This window comes from Streptacidiphilus sp. P02-A3a, from assembly GCF_014084105.1.
In the GTDB taxonomy this organism is placed as follows: Bacteria; Actinomycetota; Actinomycetes; order Streptomycetales; family Streptomycetaceae; genus Streptacidiphilus.
Genome location: NZ_CP048289.1, coordinates 6,276,131 through 6,302,935 on the forward strand (window position 1 = coordinate 6,276,131; position 26,805 = coordinate 6,302,935).

At 73.6% G+C, this 26,805-nt stretch carries 19 protein-coding genes and 2 pseudogenes; 8 read left to right on the forward strand and 13 right to left on the reverse strand.

What is annotated here, in order from left to right; translation table 11 throughout:
- Position 1: 1 nt before the first annotated feature.
- The 5 genes from GXP74_RS26765 to GXP74_RS26785 form a co-directional block, all read right to left on the reverse strand.
- A complete protein-coding gene (locus GXP74_RS26765; protein ID WP_182453791.1) occupies positions 2 to 1,285 on the reverse strand; it encodes an aminotransferase class III-fold pyridoxal phosphate-dependent enzyme in 1,284 nt (427 codons plus the stop codon).
- Positions 1,285 to 2,703: a 3-phosphoshikimate 1-carboxyvinyltransferase gene (locus tag GXP74_RS26770; protein WP_182453792.1), complete on the reverse strand. Its 1,419-nt coding sequence runs from the start codon at positions 2,701 to 2,703 to the stop codon at positions 1,285 to 1,287. Before GXP74_RS26770 ends, GXP74_RS26765 begins: the two co-directional genes overlap by 1 nt.
- A 66-nt stretch (positions 2,704 to 2,769) precedes the next feature.
- Positions 2,770 to 4,722 (reverse strand): carbamoyltransferase C-terminal domain-containing protein, encoded by a 1,953-nt coding sequence (locus GXP74_RS26775; protein ID WP_182453793.1) that lies wholly within the window; start codon positions 4,720 to 4,722, stop codon positions 2,770 to 2,772.
- A gap of 37 nt (positions 4,723 to 4,759) precedes the next feature.
- Positions 4,760 to 5,881: an acyl-CoA dehydrogenase family protein gene (locus GXP74_RS26780; protein ID WP_182453794.1), complete on the reverse strand. Its 1,122-nt coding sequence runs from the start codon at positions 5,879 to 5,881 to the stop codon at positions 4,760 to 4,762.
- Entirely contained in the window at positions 5,878 to 10,335 is a 4,458-nt protein-coding gene (locus tag GXP74_RS26785; RefSeq protein WP_182453795.1) for an amino acid adenylation domain-containing protein, read from the reverse strand. Before GXP74_RS26785 ends, GXP74_RS26780 begins: the two co-directional genes overlap by 4 nt.
- Positions 10,336 to 10,569: 234 nt before the next feature.
- On the opposite strand from GXP74_RS26785, the gene GXP74_RS26790 reads away from it, so the two are divergent.
- From GXP74_RS26790 to GXP74_RS26800, 3 genes are all read left to right on the forward strand, one after another.
- On the forward strand, positions 10,570 to 11,079 hold the full coding sequence (locus tag GXP74_RS26790) for a GNAT family N-acetyltransferase (protein ID WP_182453796.1): 510 nt from the start codon (positions 10,570 to 10,572) through the stop codon (positions 11,077 to 11,079).
- Positions 11,080 to 11,296: 217 nt separating this feature from the next.
- Positions 11,297 to 12,379, forward strand: coding sequence for a guanitoxin biosynthesis L-enduracididine beta-hydroxylase GntD (gene gntD / locus GXP74_RS26795; protein WP_182453797.1), 1,083 nt, complete (start codon positions 11,297 to 11,299; stop codon positions 12,377 to 12,379).
- 50 nt (positions 12,380 to 12,429) lie between these two features.
- Entirely contained in the window at positions 12,430 to 12,813 is a 384-nt protein-coding gene (locus tag GXP74_RS26800; RefSeq protein WP_182453798.1) for a tRNA-binding protein, read from the forward strand.
- Positions 12,814 to 12,907: 94 nt separating this feature from the next.
- Here GXP74_RS26800 and GXP74_RS26805 read toward each other — a convergent pair whose 3' ends face one another.
- The gene (locus GXP74_RS26805) at positions 12,908 to 13,807 is read right to left on the reverse strand and encodes a LuxR C-terminal-related transcriptional regulator (RefSeq protein WP_182453799.1); all 900 of its coding nucleotides are present in this window, start codon (positions 13,805 to 13,807) and stop codon (positions 12,908 to 12,910) included.
- Between the two features lie 453 nt (positions 13,808 to 14,260).
- Here GXP74_RS26805 and GXP74_RS26810 point away from each other — a divergent pair, with 453 nt between their 5' ends.
- Positions 14,261 to 14,455 carry a hypothetical protein gene (locus GXP74_RS26810; protein ID WP_182453800.1) on the forward strand — a complete coding sequence of 65 codons (195 nt, stop codon included), beginning with the start codon at positions 14,261 to 14,263 and terminating at the stop codon, positions 14,453 to 14,455.
- 199 nt (positions 14,456 to 14,654) lie between these two features.
- Here GXP74_RS26810 and GXP74_RS26815 read toward each other — a convergent pair whose 3' ends face one another.
- The gene (locus GXP74_RS26815) at positions 14,655 to 15,929 is read right to left on the reverse strand and encodes an MFS transporter (protein WP_182453801.1); all 1,275 of its coding nucleotides are present in this window, start codon (positions 15,927 to 15,929) and stop codon (positions 14,655 to 14,657) included.
- A 50-nt stretch (positions 15,930 to 15,979) separates the two neighbouring features.
- Positions 15,980 to 17,245 carry an ATP-grasp domain-containing protein gene (locus tag GXP74_RS26820; RefSeq protein WP_182453802.1) on the reverse strand — a complete coding sequence of 422 codons (1,266 nt, stop codon included), beginning with the start codon at positions 17,243 to 17,245 and terminating at the stop codon, positions 15,980 to 15,982.
- A 219-nt stretch (positions 17,246 to 17,464) separates the two neighbouring features.
- On the opposite strand from GXP74_RS26820, the gene GXP74_RS26825 reads away from it, so the two are divergent.
- Positions 17,465 to 17,995, forward strand: coding sequence for a MarR family winged helix-turn-helix transcriptional regulator (locus GXP74_RS26825; protein ID WP_225448683.1), 531 nt, complete (start codon positions 17,465 to 17,467; stop codon positions 17,993 to 17,995).
- A gap of 65 nt (positions 17,996 to 18,060) precedes the next feature.
- The gene (locus tag GXP74_RS26830; protein WP_225448214.1) at positions 18,061 to 19,698 is read left to right on the forward strand and encodes an MDR family MFS transporter; all 1,638 of its coding nucleotides are present in this window, start codon (positions 18,061 to 18,063) and stop codon (positions 19,696 to 19,698) included.
- Positions 19,699 to 19,760: 62 nt separating this feature from the next.
- Here the strand turns inward: GXP74_RS26830 and GXP74_RS42295 are convergent, their stop codons facing one another.
- Positions 19,761 to 20,066: a helix-turn-helix transcriptional regulator gene (locus GXP74_RS42295; protein WP_182453805.1), complete on the reverse strand. Its 306-nt coding sequence runs from the start codon at positions 20,064 to 20,066 to the stop codon at positions 19,761 to 19,763.
- Positions 20,067 to 20,385: 319 nt separating this feature from the next.
- Here GXP74_RS42295 and GXP74_RS26840 point away from each other — a divergent pair, with 319 nt between their 5' ends.
- Positions 20,386 to 21,765, forward strand: coding sequence for a peptidoglycan-binding protein (locus GXP74_RS26840; protein WP_225448215.1), 1,380 nt, complete (start codon positions 20,386 to 20,388; stop codon positions 21,763 to 21,765).
- A gap of 21 nt (positions 21,766 to 21,786) precedes the next feature.
- On the opposite strand, the pseudogene GXP74_RS42300 reads toward GXP74_RS26840, so the two are convergent.
- From GXP74_RS42300 to GXP74_RS26850, 3 genes and pseudogenes are all read right to left on the reverse strand, one after another.
- Positions 21,787 to 22,035 (reverse strand): annotated as a pseudogene (locus GXP74_RS42300) (aspartate 4-decarboxylase); the annotation flags it as partial.
- A pseudogene (locus GXP74_RS26845) lies at positions 22,001 to 22,516 on the reverse strand (aspartate-alanine antiporter); the annotation flags it as partial. The pseudogenes GXP74_RS26845 and GXP74_RS42300, both read right to left, overlap by 35 nt.
- Positions 22,517 to 22,878: 362 nt before the next feature.
- On the reverse strand, positions 22,879 to 23,220 hold the full coding sequence (locus GXP74_RS26850) for a DUF3040 domain-containing protein (protein ID WP_182453808.1): 342 nt from the start codon (positions 23,218 to 23,220) through the stop codon (positions 22,879 to 22,881).
- A gap of 179 nt (positions 23,221 to 23,399) precedes the next feature.
- Between GXP74_RS26850 and GXP74_RS26855 the strand changes: the two genes are divergently transcribed.
- On the forward strand, positions 23,400 to 25,175 hold the full coding sequence (locus tag GXP74_RS26855) for an oleate hydratase (RefSeq protein WP_182453809.1): 1,776 nt from the start codon (positions 23,400 to 23,402) through the stop codon (positions 25,173 to 25,175).
- Between the two features lie 12 nt (positions 25,176 to 25,187).
- On the opposite strand, the gene GXP74_RS26860 is transcribed toward GXP74_RS26855, so the two are convergent.
- Positions 25,188 to 26,798, reverse strand: coding sequence for a class I adenylate-forming enzyme family protein (locus GXP74_RS26860; protein ID WP_182453810.1), 1,611 nt, complete (start codon positions 26,796 to 26,798; stop codon positions 25,188 to 25,190).
- Between the last annotated feature and the right edge of the window lie 7 nt (positions 26,799 to 26,805).

A 26,805-nucleotide genomic window follows, 5' to 3' on the forward strand; every position in this document is an offset into this window, starting at 1 on the left:
GTCAACAGCTCCCAGCGGCGGTGACGGAGGCGTGCAGGGTCTCGATCAGGAACAGGTACTCGTCGGTGGCCAGCAGCGCCGGGGGGACGATCTTCACGGTGGCCCCCTCGGGGCCGCCGCCGAACAGCAGCAGCCGCCGCTCCGAGGCCGCCGCGAGCACCCGTCGGGCCGCCGCCGGGTCGGGCCGCCCGTCCGCGCCGACGCAGTCGAAGGCGGCGAGCGCGCCGATCGCGCGCGGGGCCGCCAGCCGGGGGTTCCCGGCGGCGAGCGCGCCGAGGTCGGCCGCGAGCCGCGCGCCGAGCACCCGGGCCTCCCCGGCCAGGTCCTCGCGGACCACGGTGTCCAGCACCGCGCCGGCGGCGGCGCAGGAGACCGGGTGCCCGGAGAAGGTGGAGGTCTGCACGCCCGGCGGCAGCGCGTCCACGGTCTCCCGTTCGCCGACCACGGCCGCGATCGGGAAGCCGTTGCCGAGGGTCTTGCCGAGCAGCGTCAGGTCCGGCGGCCGGACCAGCAGCTCGGCCGCGAACAGCCGCCCGGCCCGGCCGAGGCCGGTGTAGATCTCGTCCAGCACGAACAGCGCGCCGCGTTCCCCGGCCTGCCGGGCGATCTCGTCCAGCAGCGCGGGCGGGACCGCCAGTACCCCCTCGGTGACCTGGACCGGTTCCAGCACCACGGCGGCGGTGCCGCCGAGCCGGTCGGCCCGGTCCAGCGCGGCGGACAGACCGGCCGCGAACGCGGCGGCGTCCACCGGGCCCGGACGCCGGGGGTCGGGCAGGTCGGCGGTGACCACGGTGTCGCGCGGCAGCGCGCTGAACGACTTGAACTCCGCCCGCCAGGTCAGCCCCAGCGCCCCGGCGGTCTTCCCGTGGTAGCCGTAGCGGAAGCTCAGCACCGCCCGGTGGCCGGTGGCCGCGCGGGCGATCTTCAGTGCCGCCTCCACCGCCTCGGCCCCGGTCGCGGTGGGCAGCACCGCCGGGTCGTGGTAGGGGGCGATCCCGGCGATCCGGGCGGTGAGCCCGGCCCGTACGTCGGACATCAGCTTGCACCCGGTGTGGGTGAGCCGCCCGATCTGGGCGATGGCGGCGGCGGTGACCTCCGGGTGCTGGTGGCCGAGGGTGGCCGCGCCGCTGCCCGAGGTGCCGTCGAACCAGCGGGTGCCGTCGTCGGCGTAGAGCCAGGGCCCGTGCCCCGAGGTGAACCGGGGCCCGACGGCGCTCCCGGTGGAGCGGGCCTCGTGGCCGGGCGCGGACAGGCCGGTGAGGGGGGCGGTCGCGAGCTCGTTCATCAGATGTCCTCCGCCATACGGGCGCCGATGGCACGCTGCACATCGGCGAAGTCCGGGAAGGAGGTGCGGTGGCAGGCTCCCCCCAGCACGGTGGTGCGGCCCGGCAGGCTGGTCGCCAGGGTCGCGGCGGCCATGGCCACCCGGTGGTCCTCGAAGCCGGGGACGCTCGCCGCCCGCAGCGGCGCGCCGCCGGTGATCCGCAGCCCGTCGGACTCCACCTCGATCCGGGCGCCGAAGGCCCGCGCCATCCGGGCGGTGGTCTCCAGCCGGTCGGTCTCCTTGAAGCGCAGTTCCTCGGCGCAGCCGATCCAGGAGGTCCCCGGGAGCCGGGCGGCGACCACCGCCAGCAGCGGCACCTCGTCGATCAGCGCGTGCAGTTCGGCCGGACGCTCGACCCGGACGGCGGTCACCGCGTCCAGGCCGCCGCGGGCCACGACGGTGCCGACCGGCTCGCCGCCGCCGGTGACCGTCCGGTCCCGGTAGCCGATGTCGGCTCCGGCGCGGCGCAGCACGTCGAAGAAGCCGAGCCGGGTCGGGTTCAGGCAGACCCCGGGGACGCTCAGCTCGCCGCCGTCGCCCCAGAGCAGGTGCGCGGCGACCGGGTAGGCCGCGAGCGAGGGGTCGGCCGGGACGTCCAGCTCCGCCGGTACCGTGCACGCGCCGCCGTCGTAGCGCAGTTCCCCGGGGGACTCGGTGATCCCGGCGCCGAAGGCGGCGAGCATCCGCTCGGTGTGGTCGCGGGAGCTGACCGGGTGCCGGATGGTCATCGGCAGCCGGGCCGCGGCGGCGGCCAGCAGCACCGCGGAGCGGGCCTGGGCGCTGCCCACCGTCAGCCGCACCGTGCCCGGCCGGTGCACCGGTCCGTGCACCAGCACCGGCAGCCGTCCCGGGTCGCCGAGGTAGTCGATCCGGGCGCCCATCTCGATCAGCGGTTCCACCAGCCAGTCCATCGGCCGGTGCCGCAGCACCTCGTCCCCGTCGACGACGGCGGCGGTGCCGGTCCCGGCCAGGACGCCGACCAGCAGCCGGGCGGCGGCGCTGGACCCCGCCGTCCACAGGTAGGGCACGCCGCCGGGGCCGCCGGTCAGCGCCGGGTGCGGGTGGACCGGCTGCGGCACCGGGGCGTCGGGGCGGACCAGCAGCGCGTCGCCGTCGGCGTCGACCCGCAGGCCGAGGGCGTGCAGCGCGGGCAGCAGCGCGCGTACCGCGCCGCCGAGGTTCGCGTTGCGCACCGTCAGCCGCCCGGCCGCGTCGAGCGCTCCGGGCAGCAGCGCCGCCAGCAGCGCCCGGTGGCTGACCGACTTGTCGCCCGGAACCCGGACTGCCGTCGGGCCGCCGGGGCGGGCGGTTCGGCCGCCGGTCACCAGCAGGTCCGCCGACAGCGTCGCCGGTCCCTGGTGCTCCAAGGTCTCGGACACGCGGTACTCCTCCTCTCGGTCCCGGCCGGGGACCACCGGTCGTGCTCAGGGGTGACAGCGGAGCGCTCAGGCGCGGGTGATCCGGATCCCGTCCAGGTAGAGCACGTCGAGCCCGGTCTTCAGGAAGAGCTCCAGCGCCTGCTCGGGCTGCTCGACGATCGGTTCGCCGGGCCCGTTCAGCGAGGTGTTCATCACCACCGGGACGCCGGTGAGCCGGTGGAAGGCGCTGATCACCGCGTGGTAGCCGCCGGCGGACTCGTCCACCGTCTGGATCCGGGCGGTGCCGTCGACGTGGGTGACCGCCGGGATGTCGCCGCGCCGGACCTTCGCGTTGAAGAGCATGTACGGCGAGGGCAGCGGCACCTCGCGGAACCACTCGGCGGCGTGCTCGGCCAGCACCGCGGGGGCGAACGGACGCCAGGCCTCCCGGTCCTTGATCCGGTTCACCCGGGGCCAGTTCTCGGCCCGGCGCGGGTCGGCCATGATCGAGCGGTGCCCGAGCGCCCGGGGACCGGCCTCGCTGCCGCCCGCGAACCAGGCGACCACGGCGTCGGCGGCCAGGTCCTCGGCCGCGCGTTCGGCGGCCCGCCGCGGGCCGAGCCGCTCGGCCGAGATCCGGTCCCCGGCCGCCGCCACCGCGCGGTCCACCGCCTCCGGTGTCGGCGCCGCGCCCAGGTAGGGCGAGGGCAGCGTCCCGGCGGGACCGGCGGACGGCGGCAGCGGGCGGTCCAGCACCGAGTGCAGCACCGCCAGCGCCGCGCCGATGGCGATGCCGCTGTCGTCGCAGGCGGGCTCGACGAACACCCGCGGGAACGGGCCCTCCTGCGCGATCTGGCTGTTGGAGGGGCAGTTGAGCGCGGTGCCGCCGGACAGGCAGAGCCGGTCCTGGGTCAGTCCGGCGGCGCCCAGCGAGGCGTGCAGCGCGCGCACCGCCTCGATCCGGACCTCCTCGAACAGCTTCTGGGTGCTGGCCGCGATGTCCGCGTTGATCGGCGCGGTGGCCCGCGCCGGGTCACCGTAGGGGGCCAGGTCGTAGCCCATCCGCTCGGCCTCGCGGCGGCAGTGCCGCAGCCAGGCGCTGGTCGCGTCGGTGGCCAGGCGTCCGCTGAGGTCGGTGTGGTTGCCGAGGAAGCGCGAGGAGTAGAACCGCGGCCGCCCGTAGGCCGACAGGCCCATCAGCTTGCCCGCCGGGCCGACCAGGCCCAGCCCCAGCGCCGCGCCGACCCGGTCGTAGAGCCCGCCCAGGCCCAGGTGGTGCGGCGTCAGCGGGTACAGGGCCTGGCCGCGCCCGAGGTAGAACATCCCGCTGTGGCAGCCCTCGCCCTCGGCGTAGCCGTCGTGGGTGAGCACCGCCGCCTGGTCGAAGCCGGACTGGTAGTAGCCGCTGGCCGCGTGGGCGAGGTGGTGGTGCAGCGCGTAGCCGGGGACGGTGCTGCCGTCCAGGGTCACCCGCACCGGCAGGTGGAAGCCGTACCGGAGCCGGTCCTGGACGTCGGCGGGCGCGGCGGCCAGCGCGGCCAGGCCGCGGCCCTCGGCCCAGTCGGCGGTCGAGGCGAAGTCGTCCACCCAGGGCGTGGCGCGCAGGTCGGCCCGCGCCGTACCGGCGTGCTCCGGGAACAGCTTGGCGTAGGAGCGGCCGAGCCAGGTGGCGGACAGCGCCGGGTCGTAGAGCAGGTCCAGGAACCCGCCGCCGCCGCGGCGCAGCGCCGCCTCGGCCCCCTCCTCCTCAAGTACCGTGCAGGGGCGGCCGAAGGGGTCCTCGGCGGTGTACTCGACCGCGAGCGCCGCCGGGTCGTCCACGATCAGCTCGACCCCCTGGGTGGAGCAGACCGCGACCGCGTCCAGCTCGGCCGCGGTGATCCCGGCGACCGCCAGCGCCCGGCGGACGGTGGCCAGGTCCAGCGTGGCCGCGTGCTTGACCCGGGTGTGCCGCTCGCGCAGCACGTACGCGGCGACCTCGCCGTCGCGGACCACCGCCGCGGCGGCGTCGTGGCCGTAGTGGAGCCCAAGGATGATCATCGATTCTCCTCCGGTGGCCCCGAGGGGCCTCGAACGGTCAGGCGAGGACGAGTCCGTCGCCGCGCAGCCAGTGGTCGAGCGGTTCCCGCATGGCGCTCTCGGCGGGTGGGTGGAACGCCAGCGCCCTGCTGGCCAGCAGCGCCTCGGCGCCCTCGCCGCCGGTCACGAAGGCCATCCCGCCCAGGAGTTCCAGCACCCGGTCGGTGGCCTCGGCGATCGCGCGCTGCGCGGTGTAGCGGGTCAGCAGCACCCGGCCGAGCAGGTCGTCGTCGCAGCGCCCGGCGTCGAGTTCGCGGGCCGCCGACTCCAGCGCCGCGGCGACGCTCTCCAGCGGCGCCAGGGCGGCGATCCGGTCCCCGGCGGTGCCCCGGTCCAGCCGGAACAGCCGTTCCACCTGGCCGGTGGCGACGCCCAGGTAGGCGGCGGTGATCAGGAGTTGGAACCAGAGCATGTTGGACGTGATCCGCTGCGCCGAGTGGCTGGGCAGGCCCACCGGGACGATCATCGAGTCGGCCACGTGCACCCCGTCCAGCACCACCGCGTCGGTCTGCGCGGCCCGCAGCACCCGGTTCCGCCAGAACGGCTGCCGACTCACGCCCGGGGCGTCGGCCGGGACCAGCACGTTGACCAGTTGGCCCGCGTACGCCGAGTCCTCCGGTCCGGCCGCCAGCAGCGACAGCAGGCCCATCGAACGCACCAGCGAGCAGGGCCGCTTGGTGCCGGAGATCCGCAGTCCGTCGGGCAGCGCGGACACCTCGATGCCGGGGGTGAACAGGCTGCCGCCGACCCGTCCCTCGGCCCCGCAGGAGGCCACCAGCTGCCGCTCCGCGGCCACCCGGCGCAGCACCGAGGCGGCCACCGGTCCGTCCAACTCCCGGGCGAGCCAAGCCACTTTGTAGTGGTGCATGGTCGAGCCGACGGCCAGCGCGGGCGCCCGGCTGCCGACCGCCCGTTGCAGCCGCACCCCCTCCAGGCAGCCGAGCCCGGCGCCGCCGAGTCCGGCCGGGATCAGCAGGTTCCCGCCCCCGGCGGCGCGGAACTCCTCGACCACGCCGGAGTCGGGGTCGTCCGCGCCGTCGGTGCCCAGCGCCGCCAGCCGCTCGTCGAACCCCGGCAGTGCCCGCTCCAGCAGGTCCCGCTCGGTCGCCAGCAGAATCATCCTTCGCTCCCTTGCTCCGCGTCGTTCCCGACCGGCTCCGCGTCGTTCCCGGCCGCTCCGGCCGCCGCCGCGACCACCTCGGCCACCCGGTCGGCCAGCAGCCGCGCGCCGTCGCCGCGCACCACCGCGTAGTGGTCCGCGTCGACCCGCAGCACCGGCCCGAGGCCGGGCAGCGCCTCGTCCAGCGGACGCAGGCCGGGGAAGGCGTCGGCGGGGGTCGCCGTGGCCCGCAGCAGCAGGCAGGGCGCGGGGCGGTCCGCCGCGGCGGCCGGGGCCCAGCTCCGGGCGGTGTGCCGGGCCAGGGTCTCCGAGTGGCTCCGGTAGACCGCGAACAGCCGCGCCAGGTCCGCCTCCGGCAGCGTCGGGTCGAGCCGCCCGGCCGCTGGCAACGCCCGCCGGGCGGCGGCCAGTTGCTCCGCGTCCGGGGCGTCGGGGAGGTCCGCGCAGGCCGCCCGGACCAGCGGGCCGAGGTCCGCGCCCGCCGCGAGGTCGGTGAAGAACCCGGCCAGCCGGTCCGCGGTACGGACCTCGCCCGGATCGGCGCCCGCGCCGGTGAAGGCGTCCACGGTGGTCAGTGAGGCGACCGGGCGGCCCTGCCGCTCCAGCGTCTCGGCCAGCCGCAGCGCCACCGTGCCGCCCATGGACCAGCCGACCAGGTGCAGCGGGCCGTCCGGCAGCGCGGCCAGCGCCCGGGCGTAGTCCTCGGCCATCGCGTCCACGCCCGGCGCCGGGGTCTCCCCCGGCCGCAGCCCGCGCGCCCGCAGTCCGTGGACGGTGACCGGCAGCCCGCCGAGCCGCGCCGCGACCTCCCGGTAGCAGAGCACGTCGCCGCCCACCGGGTGGACCAGCACCAGCCGCTGCGGGCCGCTGCCGCCGATGCCGACCAGCGGTCCGGCATCGTCCGCCCGGTCCGGGCAGCCGTCCGCCAGCAGCGCGGCCTGGGCCCGGACGGTGCTGTCGGTGAACAGCGAGGCCAGCGGCAGGCGGCGGCCGAACTCCCGCTCGATCCGGTGGAACAGCCGGACGGCGGTGAGCGAGTCGCCGCCGAGCCCGAAGAAGTCGTCGGCCACGCCCCGGACCCGGGGCCCGAGCAGTTCCCGCCACAGCTCAAGCAGCCGCAGTTCGCCGGGGGTCCGCGCCGCCCGGTCGGCGTCCGGGCCGGGTGCGTCCGGGCCCGGGGCGGCCGGAGCGGCCGGGTCGGGGCCGGACGCCGTCAGCGCGAGCAGCGCCGACCGGTCCACCTTGCCGTTGCCGCTCAACGGCAGCCGGTCGAGCTCGAACACCGCCGCCGGGACCATGTAGTGCGGCAGCCGCTCCCGGAGCCGGGCGCGCAGCTCGCTCTCGTCCGCGGCCCGGCGGCCCGGCCGCCCACCGGGGTCGGCGGGCGCGCCGGTGCGGGTGACGAAGGCGACCAGCGCGGGCGCGCCACCGGCGGTGTCCAGCACCGCCACCCCGGCATCGATCCCCGGCAGCGCGGCCAACCGCGCCTCGATCTCCCCCAGTTCGACCCGGTAACCGTTGATCTTGACCTGGTGGTCGGCCCGGCCCAGGAACTCCAGCACCCCGCCCGGGCGGTAGCGCGCCCGGTCGCCGGTCCGGTACAGCCGCTCACCGGTGCCCGGGTGCTCCAGGAACGCCCCGGCGGTGCGCTCCGGGTCGTGCAGGTAGCCCGACGCCAGTCCGCTGCCGCCGATGTAGAGGTCCCCCGGTACCCAGTCGGGCACGTCCGCCAGCGCCTGGTCGAGCACCCGCATGGTCTGGTTGGCCAGCGGCCAACCGTACGGCACGCTGGTCCAGCCGTCCGGCGTGCTCGCCGCCGGGTACCAGTTCGACCAGATCGACGCCTCGGTCGCCCCGCCCAGCGCCAGCACCCGTGCGTCCGGGCAGATCCGGGCCAGCCGCGCCACCAGCACCGGCGGCACCCAGTCGCCGCTCAGCAGCACCAGCCGCAGCGTGGCCAGCAGTTCCCGCGCCCGCTCGTCGCCCAGGAACTCCAGCGTCAGCTGGAGCAGCGCGGGCACCGAGTTCCACACGGTGACCCGGTTCCGGTGCGCGCACTCGGCCCAGCCCTGCGGGTCGGGGTGGGCGCTGTCCGCCGGAGCCACCACCGCGCCCCCCGCCCCGAGCAGCCCGAACTGGTCGAACACCGACAGGTCGAAGGCCAGCGAGGAGACCGCGAGCACCCGGTCCTCCGGGCCGAGCGCGAACCGGGCGGTCAGGTCGCGCAGCGTGTTGACCGCCCCGGCGTGCGGGATCACCACGCCCTTGGGGGTGCCGGTCGAACCCGAGGTGTAGATCACGTAGGCGGTGCGGCCGACCGGCCCGCCGACCCCGTCCGGCCCGGCGGGTTCCCGGTCCGGCCCGGCCGGGTCGAGCGGGACCAGCGGCACACCCTGCGGCAGCGCCTCGGCGGCCTGCGGCCAGTCCGGGCCGACCAGCGCCCGCGCCCCGCTGTGCGCCAGTACCGCACGCACCCGGGCGACCGGCCAGCCCGGGTCGATCGGCAGGTAGGCGCCGCCCGCCCGGAGCACCGCCAGCACCGCCACCGACTGGCCGCGCCCACGGCCCACGCGGACCCCGACCAGTTCCGGGGCCGCCGGATCCGCGCCCACGCCGAGCCGCCGCAGCCGCCGCGCGAGCCGACCGGAGGCGGCGTCCAGCTCACCCCGGGTCAGCTGCCCCCGGTCGTCGACCACCGCGACCGCCGCCGGGTCGGCCCGGCAGCTGTCCAGGACGAAGGAGTGCAACTCCCCGCTCGGCAGCGGCGTGCGGGTGTCGTTGGCCGCCCGCCGCTCGGCCGTCTGCGCGGACGGCAGCGGCGCCGCCCCGACCCGCTCCCAGGCCGCCGGATCGGCGGCCAACTCCCGCAGCCGGGACCGGTGGTAGTCGCGCAACCGCTCGATCGTGCCGACCGGGTAGGCGTCCTCGGCGAAGTCGAAGTTGCAGACCAGTTCGCCGTCCTCGGCGTAGACCTGGTGGTCCAGCAGCACCTGCGGGGTGCTCACCGCGCTGTACGCCAGCTCGGCGCCGGGAAGCGGCAGCAGGAACCCGGCCGGGGCGTCCGCCACCTCGTCGATGCCGCTGGTGAAGACCACCGGGGCCGGGTTGCCCGGGACGCCGCCGCGGCCGTGCAGCAGTCGGCCGACCTCGACCCCGGAGACCGCCGTCGCGGCCAGGTCCTGGAACAGCCGCGACCGCAGGTCGCGGCAGAGCCCGGCGAGGGAGTCCCCCGGTCGCGCGGGCCGGTAGCCCAGCAGCACGGTGGTGCTGGCGTTGCCCCAGACCCGGGGCAGTTCCGGATGGTCCCCGGGGCGGTGCCGGGCGAGCACGGTCAGCAGCCCCGCCGCGCCCCCGGACCAGCGCTGGAGCGATTCGACGAACAGGCCCAGCAGGGCGGTCCCGGGCGGCAGTCCGGCGGCGGCGGCGTGCTCGCGGAAGCGGAGCCAGGCGGCCCGGTCCAGCCGGTTGTCGATCCGGCGCAGTGCGGTGTCCGGGTGCGGGCCGCCGCCCGCGCGGACGGCGGCGGGCAGGGCGGGGGCGACCGGCAGGCTGTCGAGACGCTGCTCCCAGTAACATCGGGCGTCCCGGTAGGCCTGGGTCGCCCGGTGCTCGCGCAGGCCCAGGACGTAGTCGCGGAAGGTCAGCGCGGTGCTCCCGGGGCGGTGGCCGGGATCGGCGCAACATCGGCCGAGCTCGGCGAAGAACAACTGGGTGGTCACCGCGTCGAAGGCGATCAGCCGCAGCGCGACCTGCAACCGGACCCCGCCGCCGGGCAGGGCGATGTACCGCAGCAGGAACGGGCGGCCCGCGTCCAGCGGCGGCAGATCCGCCGTCAGCCGGGCACGCAGCGCGCGCGACCGCCGCTCGGCCGCCTCCACCGACTGCCCGCGCAGGTCGTGCCGGTCCAGCAGCGGGCCGCACCCGTCGGCGGACAACTCGTCGGCAGGCAGCACCCGTTGGCTGCCGTCCAGGGCGACCGCGAGCCGCAGCACCCCCTGCGCCCGGCGCAGCAGCCGCAACGCCGCCCGCAACCGCTCGGGCGCGGGTGCGGTGCCCGCGGCGAAGGCGTACTCGTGCACGAACACGGCCGGGGCGGGCTGCTGGTAGAAGTCCTGCTCACCGACCAGGTAGGCCTGTTGCAGGTCGGTCAGCGGGAACGGCCGGGCGTGACCGTCCGGATCGGCGGCGAACCGCGGCGCGCCACCGGCGTCCCGGCCCGGGAACGGGTCCGGGTCCGGGTCCGGATCGGCGCCGGTCAGCAGTTCCAGCAACTCGGCGCGGCAGGCCCGCACGGCGGCCCGGAGCTCGTCGGTCAACGCGCCGGGCGGCGCCGTGTAGCGCAGTGCGCCGTCCTCGACCCGCAGCACCACACCGGCGTCACGCAACCGCCGACCGGTGTCGGCCGCGGCGTCCGAGGGCACCCGCGCCCGCACTGCCCGATAAAGCCCCGTCACAAGAAGTCCCCCAGAAGTCATTGCCGGTGGTATTGCGCGAGAGCGGACAATGCGCAATGAGGGCGGCACCGAGAGGAAAGCGACGAAACGGCCACTTCCGATTTCCCGCCCGCACAGCTTCACCTGCTCGCGGCCCGGCGTACAGGGACCTCGGCTGTCCCGCTCAGGCCATGTCCAGTTGAGGCCATGCGTGCGGATCCATACAGGTCGGACGCCCTCTGATAGTGTCAATTCATGAAGCTGCCTGATGATTTGACCATTCGTCACACGACCCCGGACGACCACCCGCGGGTTTTGGCCGTCCTCGACCGCTGGTGGGGCGAAGTCGGCGGGAGCGAGGGCAGCCGGCAACGGGCACTGCTGCTCCCGCGCCTTTTCTTCCAGCACTTCACCGACAGCGGCTTTCTGGTCGAGCGCGACGGCGAGCCCGTCGGATTCCTTATCGGATTCCTCTCCCAGTCCCGGGCCGACGAGAGCTACGTCCACTTCGTCGGGGTCTCGCCGGAGGCCCGGGGCCACGGCCTCGGCCGCCTCCTCTACCAACGCTTCTTCGACCACAGCCGGGAGCACGGGCGCTCCCGGGTGCGCGCGATCACCTCGACCGCGAACCTGGGCTCGTACGGCTTCCACACCCGGATGGGCTTCGCGGTCGAACCCGGCGTCACCGGCCCCGACGGCCGCCAACTGCACCCCGACTACGACGGGCCCGGACTGGACCGGGTGGCCTTCGTACGCGCACTCTGACGCCACGTCAGCGACGGGACGGCGACGAACACCCGGCGGCAGATGGACAGCAGGTGCCGGCTGGCCAGGTTCGGACATGACAGGGAGCGGTCATCCAAGCGCGTGGACGCACGCACCGGCGCGGGGCAAGACTCGTCGGGGTCGCGCCGCTCTGCCCCACCCGCACGAGCCGGTCGCCACCGTTCCCAGGTCTCGCTGACACAGTAAGGACACCGCTATGTCCACCGCCCTGTCCGATCTCGCAGAGTCGCTGCCAGTCCGTGCCGCCGACCAGGTTCCCTACCTCGAACTCAGCGACGACGAGCGCGCCGAGATGCGGCGCATCGCCGACGGAGTACTCGACACCGACACCGAACTGCCCCTGGACCAGCGGCTGCAGGAACTCGCGCTGCTGGCCCACGAGGTGCCGCACCGGGTGCGGGCGCTGCTGACCCACTTCCGGCTGACCGGCCGCCCCTACGGCGGCCTGGTGCTGTCGAACCTCCCGATCGAGGAGGCCGCCGCGGGCCCGACCCCGACCAGCTACACCGACGTGCCGGACAGCCGCGAGGCCGACCGTGCCTCGGCCATGCTGCTGCTGCTCGGCTCACTGCTCGGCGACCCGGTCTCCTACCTGACCCAGCAGCGCGGCAAGATGGTGCTGGACCTCTTCCCGATCAAGGGACACGAGCACCAGCAGCTCGGCTCCAGCTCCACGGTCAACCTCGAATGGCACAACGAGGACGCCTTCCACCCGCTCCGCGCGGACTGGATCATGCTGCTCGGCCTGCGCAACCACGACCAGGTGCCGACCACCTTCGCGCCCATCAACTCCGTGGCGCTGGATCCCAAGGACCGTCAACTGCTGTCCGAGGACCGCTACCTGATCCTCCCGGACGAGTCGCACACCGCCGAGTTCAACGCCAGCACCACCGGCGTGGACAAGGACGACTGGGCGAGCGAGGGCTTCCGCCGGATCGCCGAGATGAACGAGGTGCCCACACCCGGCCCGGTGCTCTCCGGCGACCCCGAGGCGCCGTTCGTCTGCATCGACCCGGCGTTCATGCCGCGCGACCTCGCCCCGGAGGCGCTGGCCGCGCTGGACGCCCTGATCAGCGGGGTCGACAGCGAACTGCGCGACGTCTCGCTGGCCCCCGGCGAACTGCTGATCGTGGACAACAAGCGTGCTGTGCACGGACGTCGGCCGTTCACCGCCCGCTATGATGGCACCGACCGCTGGCTGCGCCGGATCAACGTGATGGCGGACCTGCGCAAGGCCGAAGGGCGTCGCTACTCGCCGCACGGCCGCGCCCTGGTCTGAGCCCGGCGCCGGAGAACGCGGCAACCACGACCATCGAAGAGGGCCCTGCCATGTCCGCACGTTTCATCGAGGGATCGGACTTCGTCCCGGCCCCGCTCAAGCCCACCGTGTCCTTCGACGTGGTGGACCAGGTCGACGTCCGGGTCGGCACCATCCGCGCGGTGGAGGAGGTCCCCGGCTCCAAGAAGCTGATGCGGCTGCGGGTGGGCTTCGGCGACCACGAGCGCGTCATCCTCTCCGGGATGCGCGGGGAGCGCGAGGACCCGCAGGAGATCGTCGGGCAGCAGGCGCTCTTCGTGGTCAACCTGGAGCCGCGCAAGATGGCCGGTGAACTCTCCGAGGGCATGCTCTTCGACCTCGGCTCACCGGACCGGCTGCTGCCCGCCCTGGCGCAGCCGGAGCGTCCGATCCCGGACGGCACCCGGGTCGGCTGACGCCCGCTCGGACCGGCGCTCCCCGCGCCGGTCCGAGCCCCGCTCCACGGTTCACCCGTCGAGCCGGTGGCGACGCGCGCGACGCCTCAGCCGGTCACGTGTCGAGCCAGCCGAACGCCATCGCCTGCGCCCCGGCCTGGAACCGGCTCTCCGCCGAGAGCTGGGTCATCACGTCGGTCATCAGCCGCCGCAGGGTCCGCGAGGACACCCCGAGCGAACGGGCGATGGCGTCGTCCTTGAGCCCCTGCGAGAGCATCCGCAGCAGCGCCCGCTCCCGCTCACCGAGGGCCTCCCCCGGCTGGCTCGGCGACCAGGGGGACTTGCTGGTCAGATCGTCCGCGGGATCGGTCAGCGCACCGTGGATCCAGCAGTAGTCGAAGGTCTGCACGAGGAAGTGCACCGCGTCCGGCCCACGGAACTCCAACGCGGCGAACTGCCCGGTCGGCGCCCCGGTGGAGGCGTAGCCGAGCATCCGGTCCACCACGATCAGCCGGAACGGCAGCACCGCCGCCACCCGCACCTCGATCCCGGCCTCCTGCAGCGCCGTCAGGTGCGCCCGCCCGTGCGGGACCCGCAGCATCGCGTCCAGGTGGATCGACCGCATGGCGACCCCCCGGGCCAGCACCTGGCGGTTGCGCTGCATGCTGCCGGTGAGCATGTCCATCGGCAGCGGCGCTCCCGGGTGCATGCTCAGGATCTCCTCGCGGGCGCAGGCCGCGGCGCTCTCCAGGGCCGACAGCACGTTCTGCTCGCCTTCGAGCAGGGTGAGCTTGGGGACGCTGTCCGCCCCGGTCCGCAGCCGGATCAGGTTGTTGCTCAGCGCCTCCAGCTCCCGCCGGGTGTCCTTCAGGCCCTCCAACCGCTGCGCCAGCGCCCGCTCCTCGCGTTCGAGCAGCCGGGCCAGGGCGACCTCGGGCGAGGCCGGGATGGTCGCCGACGGGACGGGCCCGGGCGCCGCGGCCCCCGGTTCGACCAGTCCGTTCCTCTCCAACACCGCCAGCGCCGTATCGATCTCCTGGGTCGTCCACGGGAGCCGCCGCTGCGCCTCAGGCAGGCATGACTCCGGTGCTCCCGAAAGGAATTGGAACAGTTCGCGGGCAGCGGTATGTGGCACGGCCATCCAGATTCGACTCTCCCCCAAGCAGCTTACGGCCGACGAGCCGCATCATACCTATGTAGTGCGCCGCAAGGCTGTGCATAGCCTGGCAGCCCGGACGAAGGGGTATAAATCCTTCGGTCATATCTGTCGCAGACAGGAAGAACTCCGTTACCGAGGCACTACCACCGGTGAACCTGTGCCCAAGGTGGCCAACGCCCTGCCTGGCCGCCCCTGGACAGCCGTCAGGCCTGTACCAAGGGGTGATACTCCGGCCATCCTGGTGGTGTTGCTGGGGGGCAGCGCGGCCTCCCGGAAAGAGACCGAGCCCACCCAGTGAGGATTTCTCTGATGTCTGTCCTGCGATCGTCCGGTGTTGCTCACACTCACCTCAGCGGCCGGCGCGGTGCGGTGGCCCTGGCAGCGTCGGTACTCGCCCTCGGCCTGATCGGAGTGGCCACGGCCCAGTCGGCGGTCGCGCGGCACGCCGGCGCCTCGGGGTCGCCCGTCACGGCCGTGGCACCGGCCGACCTGGCCTGGGGCTGAACCGCGGCCCCCGCCCGCGCGGCGGTCCGGAGGGCTCCTCCCCGCCGCCGGTGACATCCACGGCCATCCCCTGACGTCACGTCAGGACAATCGAGCGCGAGGGGTCCTGGCTGACCCACCCGATGACGGCCGACTGACGGCGCCCTCCGGTCCACGGTCTCCCGACCGGACCGGAGGGCGCCGAGGTCCCCGCCCCCGCTCAGTGCGTGCCCGCCGGCTCCGGCTCCCGCGCCGACTCCCGCTCCGGCTCGGCGATCGGCAGCCTCGCCAGCCGCCGCAGCAGCAGCGCCAGCGCCGCCAGGACCACCGCGCCGACCACCGGGATCAGCACCGCCAGCGGCAGCACCGGACCGGCCACGGCCAGCAGCAGGCCCGCCAGCGGCAGCGAGACGAAGTTCAGCATCGAGATCGCCGCGACCGTCCGGCCGAACTCCTCGGCGGCGACCACCCGCAGCCGCAGCGTCCGGATGACCACACTGAACACGCTGTCACCCGCCATGAAGACCGCGGTCATCGCCGCGAACAGCACGAACCCGGTGGTCGGGCCCATCACCGTGAAGGCGATCCCCTGCGCCACCGCGCTCACCACGCCGATCCTGATCAGGCCGAACCTGCCGATCAGCCGCGGCACCGTGGTCAGCGTCAGCATCGCGACCAGGCCCGCCACCGAGTAGACACCGCCCAGGGCGCCCTCGCCGTGCCCGTACCGCCCCAGCACCAGCGCCGGGGCCGCGCTCTGGATCACCCCGAGCATCACGTTCACGCACATGGTCGCCAGCACCACGTAGCGCAGCACCGGCAGCTTCACCACGTTGCGGACGCCCGCCGCCAGGTCACCCGCCAGCTGCCGCCAGGACGACTCCGCCACGGCGACCGGAACCTCGCCCCGGACCCCGGAGCCGCGCGGCAGGGACAGCGTCAGCAGCAGGCTGGCGCCGAACAGCGCGGTCAGCACGACGACCGTGGGCAGCGCGCCGAGCAGCACCAGCAGCCCGCCCAGCATCGGGGCGAGCAGCAGCGCGCCCTGCTCCAGCCCGCTCAGTACGCTCTGCGCCCGGTGCATGACCGCCATCGGCACCAGCGAACCCGCCATCTTCTCGCCCGCGACCAGCACCTGTTCGCAGGCGACACCCGCGAGCAGGGCGAAGCCGATCACCACGCCGTACGCCTGGCCGGGCGCGGCCACCGCCCAGCCGCAGGCCGCCGCGCCGAGCCCGAACCGGAGGACGTCGTTGACCGCGTAGATCCGGCGCTCCGGAAAGCGGTCCGCCAGCAGCCCCGCGATCGGCAGCGACAGCAGCCGGGGCACCCACTGCGTGGCTACCATCGCGCCGGTCCAGGACAGGCTGCCGGTCGCCCGGTAGGCCAGCACCGGCAGCAGGAACTGCAGCATCTGGTCCGCGAGCCAGCCCACCCCGCGCAGCGCGTAGTAGCGCGGGACGACCCAGGTCAGGCTGCGAGGGGCGGGCGGCATGGGGAGACTCCCTGAGGTGGGTGGGACACGCGGTGCGGTGGGTGCGGGCCCTAGACGATGGCCACCGAGTCGCCGAGCTCCTGCCACAGCTCCAGCGCCCGCTCGGCCGAGTCGGCGGTGAACAGCGCGTAGCCGATCCGTCCGCGGAAGTCCCGCAGCGGCGGGATCTCCTCGCCGGGCTGGATCACCACGCCGGTCTCCACCACCTCGGGACGGGCGCTGATCTCGTCCCAGCCCTTGATCTCGGTGTACCGGTCCAGGTCGGGCGCGGTGAAGTAGCGGATCCCGGCGCACTTCGCCTCCGCCGCGCCGAACGCCGACAGCTCCTCGGGCGCGCGGCCCAGGTAGGCGGCCAGCATGATCCGGGACATGGAGGCGCCGGTGGCCCGCTGGACCAGCTCGGTGATCCGGTCCCCCGGCAGCCGCGCGGCGATCTCCATCAGCACCGGCCCCTCGTCGGACAGCCGCAGCTCGCAGTGGAACGGCCCGGCGGTCAGCCGCACCGCGTCCACGATCCCGGCGACGTACTCGGCGACCTGCTCGGCCACCGGCTCCGGGACGCTGGACGGGACGACGTGGCCCAGCTCCACGAAGTACGGCTCGGGGCCGAGCAGTTTGCGGGTCAGCGAGAGGATGGTGACCCGGCCCTCGTGCACATGGCCGTCGGCGCTGAACTCCGGACCGGCCACGTACTCCTCCAGCAGCACCCGGGAGTCCAGCGCGATCCCCAGGTCGAGCCGCCGATCGGCGGTCAACTCCTGATAGGCGGTCAGCAGTTCGCCCAGGCTGTCGGCCCGGCTGACGTGGATGCTGCCGGAGGACTCCACCGGCTTGAGCACGCACGGAAAGCCCACCACGGCGGCCGCGGCCTCGACCTCCGCGACCGTCCCGGCCAGCGCGAAGCGCGGCACCCGCAGCCCCGCCTCGGCGACCCGGGTCCGCATCGACGCCTTGTTCCGCACCCAGTCCACGGCGGCCGAGGGCAGACCGGGCAGCCCGAGGCGACTGTTGATCCGGGTCACGGCGGGGATGGTGAACTCGCCGCCCGGGACGACCGCGGCCAGTGGCGCCGCCGCGTGGTGCGCCAGCACGCAGTCGGTCAGCGCCTGTTCGTCGTTGGTGTCCACGATCAGCAGCGTGTCCACGAGTTCCCGCAGCGCGGGCGGGAGGGTGCGCTCGCCCTCGTCCGCCGAGACCACCGTGACCGTGAAGCCGAGCGCGTGGGCGTCGCTGACCACCCGCGATCCCGAGGACACCGGCTCGACGACAAGGACACGGGTCGGGGCGGCCACGCCCGAGGGGGTGAGGTCATTCATGCGGGAGGCTCCATCTCATGGGCGGATTGCAGGCCCGCACCGACCCAACAACCCCTGCGGCACCGACCCGCAGCGATTGTTTCCGACCCCGGTCGCCGAAGTCCCCCAGCAGCCCAGGCCCGTTGCGGTCAAGGCCGGAAGTGGTCAGCTCCTGGCGATAATTGTAGAGCCCAAGTAGTTGTGGTATACAAGTACCCGTAGGAGCGGAGGTGGGTGAAGATGATGGCGGACCAGGTGCGGGACAGCCGGGCCGACGTGGCCTCGGTCGCGGACTCGGTGATCGACCTGCTGCGGACGGTGCGGCGGTCCAAGGCCCGGCTGCTGGCCGCGGCGGGCGACGATGTCGACTCGGCGACGCAGGTCCTGCTGCGTACCGTGGCGGCCGAGGGCCCGATGCGGGCGAGCGCGCTGGCCGTCAGCGCGCAGTCGGACCTGTCCACGATCAGTCGGCAGGTCGCGGCGATGGTGACCCGCGGACTGCTGCGGCGTCAGGCCGACCCGGTGGACGGCCGAGCCAGCCTGCTGGACGTCACCGACGCCGGCCAGGCCCTGATCGCCGACCACGAACACGCCCGCACCGCCTTCTTCGAGCAGGTGCTGCGAGGCTGGTCGCCCGACGAACTCGGCCAGTTCGGCGACCTGCTGGACCGGTTCACCGCGGCCTACGACACCACTCATATTCATTGGATGACCGACGCGAGGCGACGCTCTGCGCGCCCGGGCGACTCGGAGGAAGGCAGCACCATATGAGCGCCACCACCGCAACCCATCCGACGGGCCCGCCGTCGGACGGCGCGCTCTCCCATCGTCAGATCATGACGATCCTGTCCGGGCTGGTCCTGGGCATGTTCCTGGCCGCACTGGACCAGACCATCGTCTCGACCGCGATCAAGACGATCGGCAACGACCTCAACGACCTGTCCGCACAGGCGTGGGTCACCACCGCGTTCCTGATCACCTCCACCATCGCCGCGCCGCTGTTCGGCAAGCTCTCGGACATCTACGGCCGCAAGCGGCTGTTCATGCTCTCGATCGTGATCTTCGTGCTCGGATCGGCGCTGTGCGGCCTGGCCCAGTCGATGTACGAGCTGGCCGGCTTCCGCGCGTTCCAGGGCATAGGCGCCGGCGGCATCATGCCGCTGGCGCTGGCGGTGATCGGTGACATCATTCCGCCCCGCGAACGCGCCCGCTACCAGGGCTACATGATGGCCGTGTTCGCCAGCGCCTCGGTCCTCGGTCCGGTGCTGGGCGGCCTGCTCTCCGGCACCGACAGCTTCCTCGGCGCCGCGGGCTGGCGGTGGATCTTCTACATCAACGTCCCCATCGCCATCTTCGCCCTGGTCGTCATAGCCAAGGTGCTCCACCTGGACCACGTCCGCCGCGAGCGGCGGATCGACTGGTGGGGCTCGGTGCTGCTGGCCGTCGGCCTGGTGCCGCTGCTGGTCGTCGCCGAGCAGGGCCAGAGCTGGGGCTGGGGCTCGGTCGACTCCTTCCTCTGCTACCTGATCGGCGCGGCCGGTCTGGTGCTGTTCGTCTGGGTCCAGCACCGGATGGGCGACGACGCGCTGCTGCCGCTGCGGCTGTTCCGCAGCAGCACCTTCTCGGTCGCCTCGGCCCAGGTCACCATCATCGGCATGGCGATGTTCGGTGGCATGTCGGTGATCCCGCTCTACCTGCAGATCGTCAAGGGCGCCTCGCCGACCAAGTCCGGCCTGCTGCTGCTCCCGCTGGTCGCCGGGCTGATGCTGTCCTCGCTCGGGTCCGGGCAGCTGATCGCCCGCACCGGCCGCTACAAGATCTTCCCGGTGATCGGCTCGGTGCTGATGGTCATCGGCATGGGCCTGATGATCACCATCGGCGCCGACACCGCCCTCTGGCAGACCGACATCTACATGGCGGTCTTCGGCATCGGCCTCGGGCTCAACATGCAGAGCCTGGTGCTGGCGATGCAGAACGCCGTGGACGCGAAGGACATGGGCGTCGCCTCCAGCTCGTCCACCTTCTTCCGCTCCATCGGCGGCACCCTGGGTACCGCGATCTTCCTGTCCATCCTGTTCTCCTCGGCCGGATCGAAGATCAGCGCCCAGTACACCAAGGCGGCCACCGACCCGGCCTTCCTCGCCGCGGCCAAGGCCGACCCCGGCCAACTCGCCTCGCTGAACCAGCACCTGAAGGGCGGACTGGACGACACCTCGTTCCTGAACGGGCTGGCGAAGCCGCTGGTCCACCCGTTCTTCGTCGGCTTCTCGGACGCCGGTGACACGGTGTTCGCGATCACCGCCGTGCTGCTGGTGGTGGCCATCGTGCTCTCGGCCTGCCTGAAGGAGGTGCCGCTGCGCATGGTCTCCGGCAACCAGGCCCGGGCCAGGGAAGAGGCGGCGACCGCCGACGCCGCCGTGGGCACCGACGCGGCCGCCCTCGCGGAACCGGCCGAGGCCGCGGGCGACCGCTAGCGGTCACCACCGCCGAACGCCGATGCCCCGCCGCCCGCACCGGGCGGCGGGGCATCGGCGCGTCAGCCGACCGTGCCCGGCGCGACCGTGGCCGCCCCGATCGTGCGCGCCGTGAAGCACTGGCTGCCGCCGTTGCCGGGTGCCGTGAGGCAGATCCGCAGCGGGGTACCAGGGGCGTCGACCGAGACCATCGGCGTGTACACGAAGGTCTGCGCGAGGTACCGTTCCCAGGACGAGACGCTGTAGCCGGTTCTGACGGCGAGTTGGTCCAGGCTCAGGCCGCTGTCGTCCTTCATCCGGCGCAGCCGCACCAGTAACTGGACGACCGTCGGATCCAGGCCTTCCGGCAGTGCCTTCCACCGTGCCATGCGCAGCCCCCTGCTGTCCCGGCGGCGGCTCCGCGGGACCGTGGCCGAAGTCCAGCCGCGGCCATGCTAGCGGATTCACCATGCCCCCGCACGGCTCGGCGTCCGCCCAGCTCAGGGGCCATATCCGGACCGGCCGGACGGGCCGGGAAACCCCCATCCTGCCCGATCAGTTGACATGGTCCTGTGGATGCGCGACAAAGAGTTGAAGGGACCGCCCCACCGTCACCCCTGCCCCGGACCATCCAGGCTCCGGACCGTCCAGGCTCGGAGGCATCCAGGCTCCGAGCCGTTCACGAGAGTGAAGGCGCCCATGCCAGCCGTGGCTCCCCAGCCCGCCCCGCTGTCCCCGCCGTCCCGGCCGGGCCGGTCCGGCCCCGTCCGGTGGCGGGCCTGGCTCGCCGTGGCCTCCACCGCCGCCGTCCTCGGCTGCGGCCTGCTGGTCACCGCCGTACCGGCGCAGGCGGCGACGCCCGCGCCGATAGCGCTGACCTCCGGCCAGTGCCCGGCCGACATCGCCCAGGGCGAGATCGACGGCTGCGTCACCGAACTCCAGGACCTGCTCAACACCCACGGCGCCGGGATCGGCGTCGACGGCGACTTCGGCCCGGGCACCCTCACCGCCGTCAAGAACTACCAGAGCGCGCACGGCCTGTCCGCCGACGGCATCGTCGGACCGCTGACCAAGTCCTCACTCGACACCACCGGCGCGGTTCCCGCCGCGCTGGCGCTGACCTCCGCCCAGTGCCCGGCCGACATCGCCGAGGGCGAGATCGACGGCTGCGTCACGAAACTCCAGGACCTGCTCAACACCCACGGCGCCGGGATCGGCGTCGACGGCGACTTCGGCCCGGGCACCCTCACCGCCGTCAAGAACTACCAGAGCGCGCACGGCCTGTCCGCCGACGGCATCGTCGGGCCCAACACCAAGGCCGCGCTCGACGCCGTCAGCACCTCCGTTCCCGCGCCGATAGCGCTGACCTCCGGCCAGTGCCCGGCCGACATCGCCCAGGGCGAGATCGACGGCTGCGTCACCGAACTCCAGGACCTGCTCAACACCCACGGCGCCGGGATCGGCGTCGACGGCGACTTCGGCCCGGCCACCTTCACCGCGGTCGAGACCTACCAGGGCAACCACGGCCTGTCCGTGGACGGCATCGTCGGCCCCGACACCAAGGCCTCGCTGGACGGCGGCACCGTGACTCCCCCGCCGCCGCCGAGCGGCAGCGTGCTGTCGAAGATCGTCGGCTACGCCCAGGACATCGAGAACGGCGACGCCGAGCCCGGCTGGGACGGCGGCTGGCCCGGTGGCGCCATCCAGTACGTCTGGGGCGGCGGCCACGAGTCGCTGCCCGGCCCGTCCACCGGTACCTGCGTGGGCGACCCGCAGTCGCTGAGCTGCACCGACCCCGGCGCCATCGGCCTGGACTGCTCCGGCTTCGCCCGCTGGGTCTACGACCTGGCCTACGGTCAGGACGTGCTGGGGTCGGGCAGCACCGAGAACCAGATCGGCGAGATGACGCAGGTCAGCAGCCCGGTCGCGGGCGACCTGGTGTTCTTCGGCAGCAGCGCCTCGAACACCGAGCACGTGGGCGTCTACATCGGCGACGGCGAGATGATCAACTCCTACGACACCGGCACGGTCGTCCAGACCAACGCGGTGTCCGCCGGCGGCAACCTGATCGGCTACTACCAGTACTGAGGCGGCTCCGGGGTCCCGGGTTCAGGCCCGGGACCGCTGCCACCCGTGGTGGTACTCGGCCATGATCTCCTTGAGGTGGTGGCCGATCCGCAGGTGGTCCAGGTCGTCGAGGTTGGCCAGGGAGACCCGGACCGACCACTGCGGTCCGTCGAAGCCGCCGCCGTTGAGCAGGTCGAGCTCGATGTGGTGGCCGGCCCTGGCCGGGTCGTCGGAGATCCTCATGCCGCTGCCCTCCAGCAGCAGCCGCCGCGCATCCTCTCCCACAGTTCTCCCACAGTTCGCAGCAGGCGTCGGCCAGGTTGATCCGCCGCAGCATCGGGAAGAACTGGCTGTTCAGCAGGACGATGGTGATCAGCCCGAAGAGGTAGCAGACCGAGTAGGCGGTGGCCACGTGCGCCTGAAGCCCGGTGGCCTGGGCCGAGGTGATGCCCGGCAGCTTGCCGATCGCCTCCTGCGCGGTGCCGACCACGGCGGACTCGGTGGCGGCGCCCGCCAGGATGCCCGAGGCGGTGCCGGTGTCCAGGCCCGCGCCCTTGCCGATGGCGATCGCCATCAGGATCACCACCACCGCCTCCATCAGCGACAGCAGCGCGAACCGCAGCCCCTTGGCGTTGAGGTTGGCGAAGAAGACGATCAGGGTGCCGCAGATCCCGCCCAGCTGGATCGGCCCGCCCCGCAGCTTGCCGGTGAGATGGCCCAGCGCCAGGCAGGCGAACACCGCCAGTACCGCGTTCTCACGCAGCAGACTCACCGGATCGGCCGAAGGGCTTCCCAGCGAGCGGGCGGCCGACCCGGCCGTAGGTGTCAAGGACGTGACCATGAGCGAGTGCTCACCCACCCGTCGGCGACGTGGCCGGGCGGCGCAGGCGCAGCCGCGGCGCGCGGGGTGGAGCGCATGACCGGGCGGCGGAGCACTCCCCGCCATGGTCTCCCTGGCCGAAAGCGTCAAGGGCCGAGCGCGTCGGTGAGCCCGTCGGCGTCGAAGGTGCCGCTCTCCTCGCTCTCGGTGCGGGTGTTGCTCCAGCCTGCCCACACCGGTCGCCTACGGCGGCGCCCCCAGCGACGGCTGACCCGGCCCGGGCGCCCAGGCGGTGGCCGAGCGTGCCCGGTCGCTCACCGCCGGGCCTTTCGCCGCTGGTCACCGCGCTGCCGCACCCCGTGGTTCAGCAGCGTGGTGACGGTGAGCATCCACACCAGGACGGCCGGGACCAGCACCACCGATCGGGGGGCCGCGACGGCCAGGCCCAGGAGGGCCAGCGAGGCCGCGACCGAGAGCAGCAGCAGGACCACCCGGGCCCGGCTCCGGCCCCATTCCCGCAAGGCGAACCGGGCCCGCCGCAGCGGCGTCACCCGCATCGCGCTCAGTTCGCTGTCGAGATCTCGATCCGTCCGCAGCTCGGTCTCGATCTCCTCAAGGATCTTCTGTTCCTGCCAGGAAAGGGGCGGGCCGTTCATCACCAACACCTCCGCGCCAGCCGGAGAAACCTCATGCTGCGGTCTTTCCCCGATCCGGGGCCCGTCAAGCAGCCTCACGCCAACCATTCCGACACCCGTTCGGGTGGGCCGGGAGGCGGGGGCGGCGCCGGGCCGGGTGAATGGGAGCGCGGGCGGGCGGCGAGCGAAGGAGTACGGGCGTGTACTACAGCAGCGGGAACTATGAGGCGTTCGCCCGGCCGCGCAAGCCGCGGGGGGCGGAGCGCAAGCGGGCCTGGTTCGTCGGGGCCGGGCTGGCCTCGCTGGCCGGGGCGGCGTTCCTGGTGCGCGACGCGCAGGTCCCCGGGGAGCGGATCACCGTCCTGGAGCGGCTCCGGCTGCCCGGCGGCGCCCTGGACGGCATCAAGGAGCCGAAGAAGGGGTTCGTGGTCCGCGGCGGGCGCGAGCTGGAGGACCACATGGAGTGCCTGTGGGACCTGTTCCGCTCGGTGCCCTCGCTGGAGATCGACGGCGCGTCGGTGCTGGACGAGTTCTACTGGCTGAACAAGGACGACCCGAACAGCTCGCTCCAGCGGGTCACCGAGCGGCAGGGGCAGGACGCGGGCACCGACAACCGGTTCGCGCTGAACGACCACGCGCAGAAGGACCTGGTCCGGATCTTCCTCGCCACCCGGGAGGAGCTGGAGGGCAAGCGGATCGACGAGGTGTTCGGCCGCGACTTCCTGGACAGCAACTTCTGGCTGTACTGGCGCACCATGTTCGCGTTCGAGGAGTGGCACGGCGCGCTGGAGATGAAGCTGTACCTGCACCGCTTCGTGCACCACGTCGGCGGCCTGCAGGACCTGTCCGCGCTGAAGTTCACCAAGTACAACCAGTACGAGTCGCTGGTACTGCCGCTGACCCGCTGGCTGCTGGACCAGGGGGTGGTCTTCCGGTTCGGGACCGAGGTCACCGACATCGACTTCGAGACCGGCGCCGAACGCAAGCAGGCGACCCGGATCCACTGGGTGACGGCCGGGGAGCCCGGCGGTGTCGAACTCGGCGCGGACGACCTGGTGTTCACCACCATCGGCTCGCTCACCGAGAACTCCGACAACGGCGACCAGCACACCCCGGCCCGGCTCGACCAGGGCCCCGCCCCGGCCTGGGACCTGTGGCGGCGGATCGCCGCCAAGGACCCGTCGTTCGGGCATCCGGAGGTCTTCTGCGGGAACATCCCGCAGAGCAAGTGGGAGTCGGCCACGGTCACCACCCTGGACGAGCGGATCCCCCGGTACATCCGGAAGGTCGCCAAGCGCGACCCGTTCAGCGGCGGCGTGGTCACCGGCGGCATCGTCACCGCCCGCGACTCCTCCTGGCTGCTGAGCTGGACCGTCAACCGGCAGCCGCACTTCAAGCAGCAGCCGTCGGACCAGATCGTGGTGTGGCTGTACTCGCTGTTCGTGGACCGGCCCGGGGACTACGTGAAGAAGCCCATGCAGGAGTGCACCGGCGAGGAGATCACCCGGGAATGGCTCTACCACCTCGGCGTACCGGTCGCGGAGATCCCCGGGCTCGCGGCCGAGGCGGCGCGCTGCGTGCCGGTGATGATGCCCTATGTCACCTCGTTCTTCCTGCCGCGCCGGGCCGGTGACCGACCCGCCGTGGTGCCGGAGGGCGCGGTGAACTTCGCCTTCATCGGCCAGTTCGCGGAGACCGGCCGGGACTGCGTCTTCACCACCGAGTACTCCGTGCGCACCGGCATGGAGGCCGTGTACCGCCTGCTCGGTGTGGACCGCGGGCTGCCCGAGGTGTTCAACTCCACCTACGACCTGCGCACGTTGCTGGCCGCCGCGAGCTGCCTCCGCGACGGCGCCCAACTCGACCTGCCCGGGCCCGCGTTCGTCCGCAAGCGGCTGCTGCGCCGACTGGACACCACCGAAGTTGGCGAACTGCTGCGGGAGTTCGACCTGATCAGGGAGCCGGACGCGCGGTAGTGCCGCGCCGGGTCAGCCGCGGTCGGCCAGCGCGGTCGCGGTGCGGCGGCAGACCTTGCCGGTCGGTCCGAGCGGCAGGGAGTCGAGCTGGAGCAGGAGTTCGGGGAGTTTGTGCCGCTCCAGACCGCGCGCGCCGGTGAGGAAGTCGCCGAGCTGCCCCACCGTCAGCGGCTCGGTGCCCGACTCCTGGACCACGCAGGCGCAGAGGCGCTCGCCGAGGTCCGGGTCCGGCACCGGGACGCAGACCGCCTCGGTGATCACCGGGTGGGCCTCGACGTGCCGCTCGACCTCGGCCGGGCTGATGGTGCGGCCGCCCCGGATGACCACCTGCTTCAGCCGGTCCAGCACCCGCAGGCCGCCGTCCGGGCCGATGACCCCGCGGTCCCCCGTGCGCACCCAGCCGTCAGCGGTCCGGTAGCGGCGGTCCGACTCCGGGTCCCCGACGTAGCAGAGCGGACTCATCGGGCCGCGCGCCTGGATCTCGCCGCTCTCGCCCCGGGGGCGTTCGCGGTCGTCCGGGTCGCAGACCCGCAGGTCGGTGACCCGGGGGTCGGGTCGCCCGACGATCCGCACGTCGGCCGACCCCTCGGCGCCGTCCGGCCCCGCGCTGGCCCTGGTCCAGACGGTGCGGCAGTTCACGCCGTCGGTGGATCCGTAGACGTTGACCAGCGGGCGGTCGAAGCGGGCCAGCACCGCGGCGCGCGCCGCCGGGCCGAGCATCGCGCCGCTGGAGACCAGGGCCCGCAGCGAGGACAGGTCGGCCGCGGGCAGGGCCGGGTGGTCGGCCATCCGCTTCAGCATGGTGGGCACCCCGACCAGGTGGGTCGGGCGCAGCGCGGTCACCGCGTCCAGCGCCGCGCCCGCGTCGAAGCGGCCCAGCAGTTGGACGGTCGCGCCGCTGCTGACCAGCGCGACCAGGCCGAGCGAACCGAAGGAGGAGGCCAGCGGCACCAGTACCAGCGCCCGGGGCGGTTCGTCGCCCCCGGTGTCGAGCACCGCGTCCACGTACGCGCCCCGGCCGCCGAGCACGGCGTTGTGCGAGTAGGCGACCATCTTCGGCTCGGCCTCGGAACCCGAGGAGACCAGGATCCGCGCCGGATCCTCGGGGTCGGTTCGGCATGACTCGAATTGACCTTCTGTCACCTGATTGACCATCACCAGTGATTCCAGGTACGGAAGTTCATGCCTGATCGACGCGATCGTGTCGCTCTCGGCGATCAGGGCGCGGGCGCGGGAGCGGCCGAGCAGGGCCCGGGCGTCCTGGCTGCCCCGGCCGAGCGGCCAGGGCAGGGCCACCGCGCCGACGGCGGCCACGGCCAGGTCCGCGGCCAGCGCCCGCCAGCTGTTCGGCAGTTGGATGCCGACCAGGTCTCCGGGACCGGTACCGTCCCGCACCAGCGCGGCGGCCAGGGAGCGGGCCCGGGCGTCGAGTTCGGCGTAGCTGAGGCTGCCTTCGGCGTCGGTCACGGCGGTTCGGTCGGGGTGGGCCGCGACCCGGTCCCGGAAGGCCTGGTACAGCCCGCGCCCGGGACAGAGCCCGGCCGCCGCCCACCGCGCGCGCAGCTCGGCGGGGACCGCGTCCCGCAGTACCAGCCCGGCGTTGGACGCCCAGGTCCGGTTCATCGAGTGA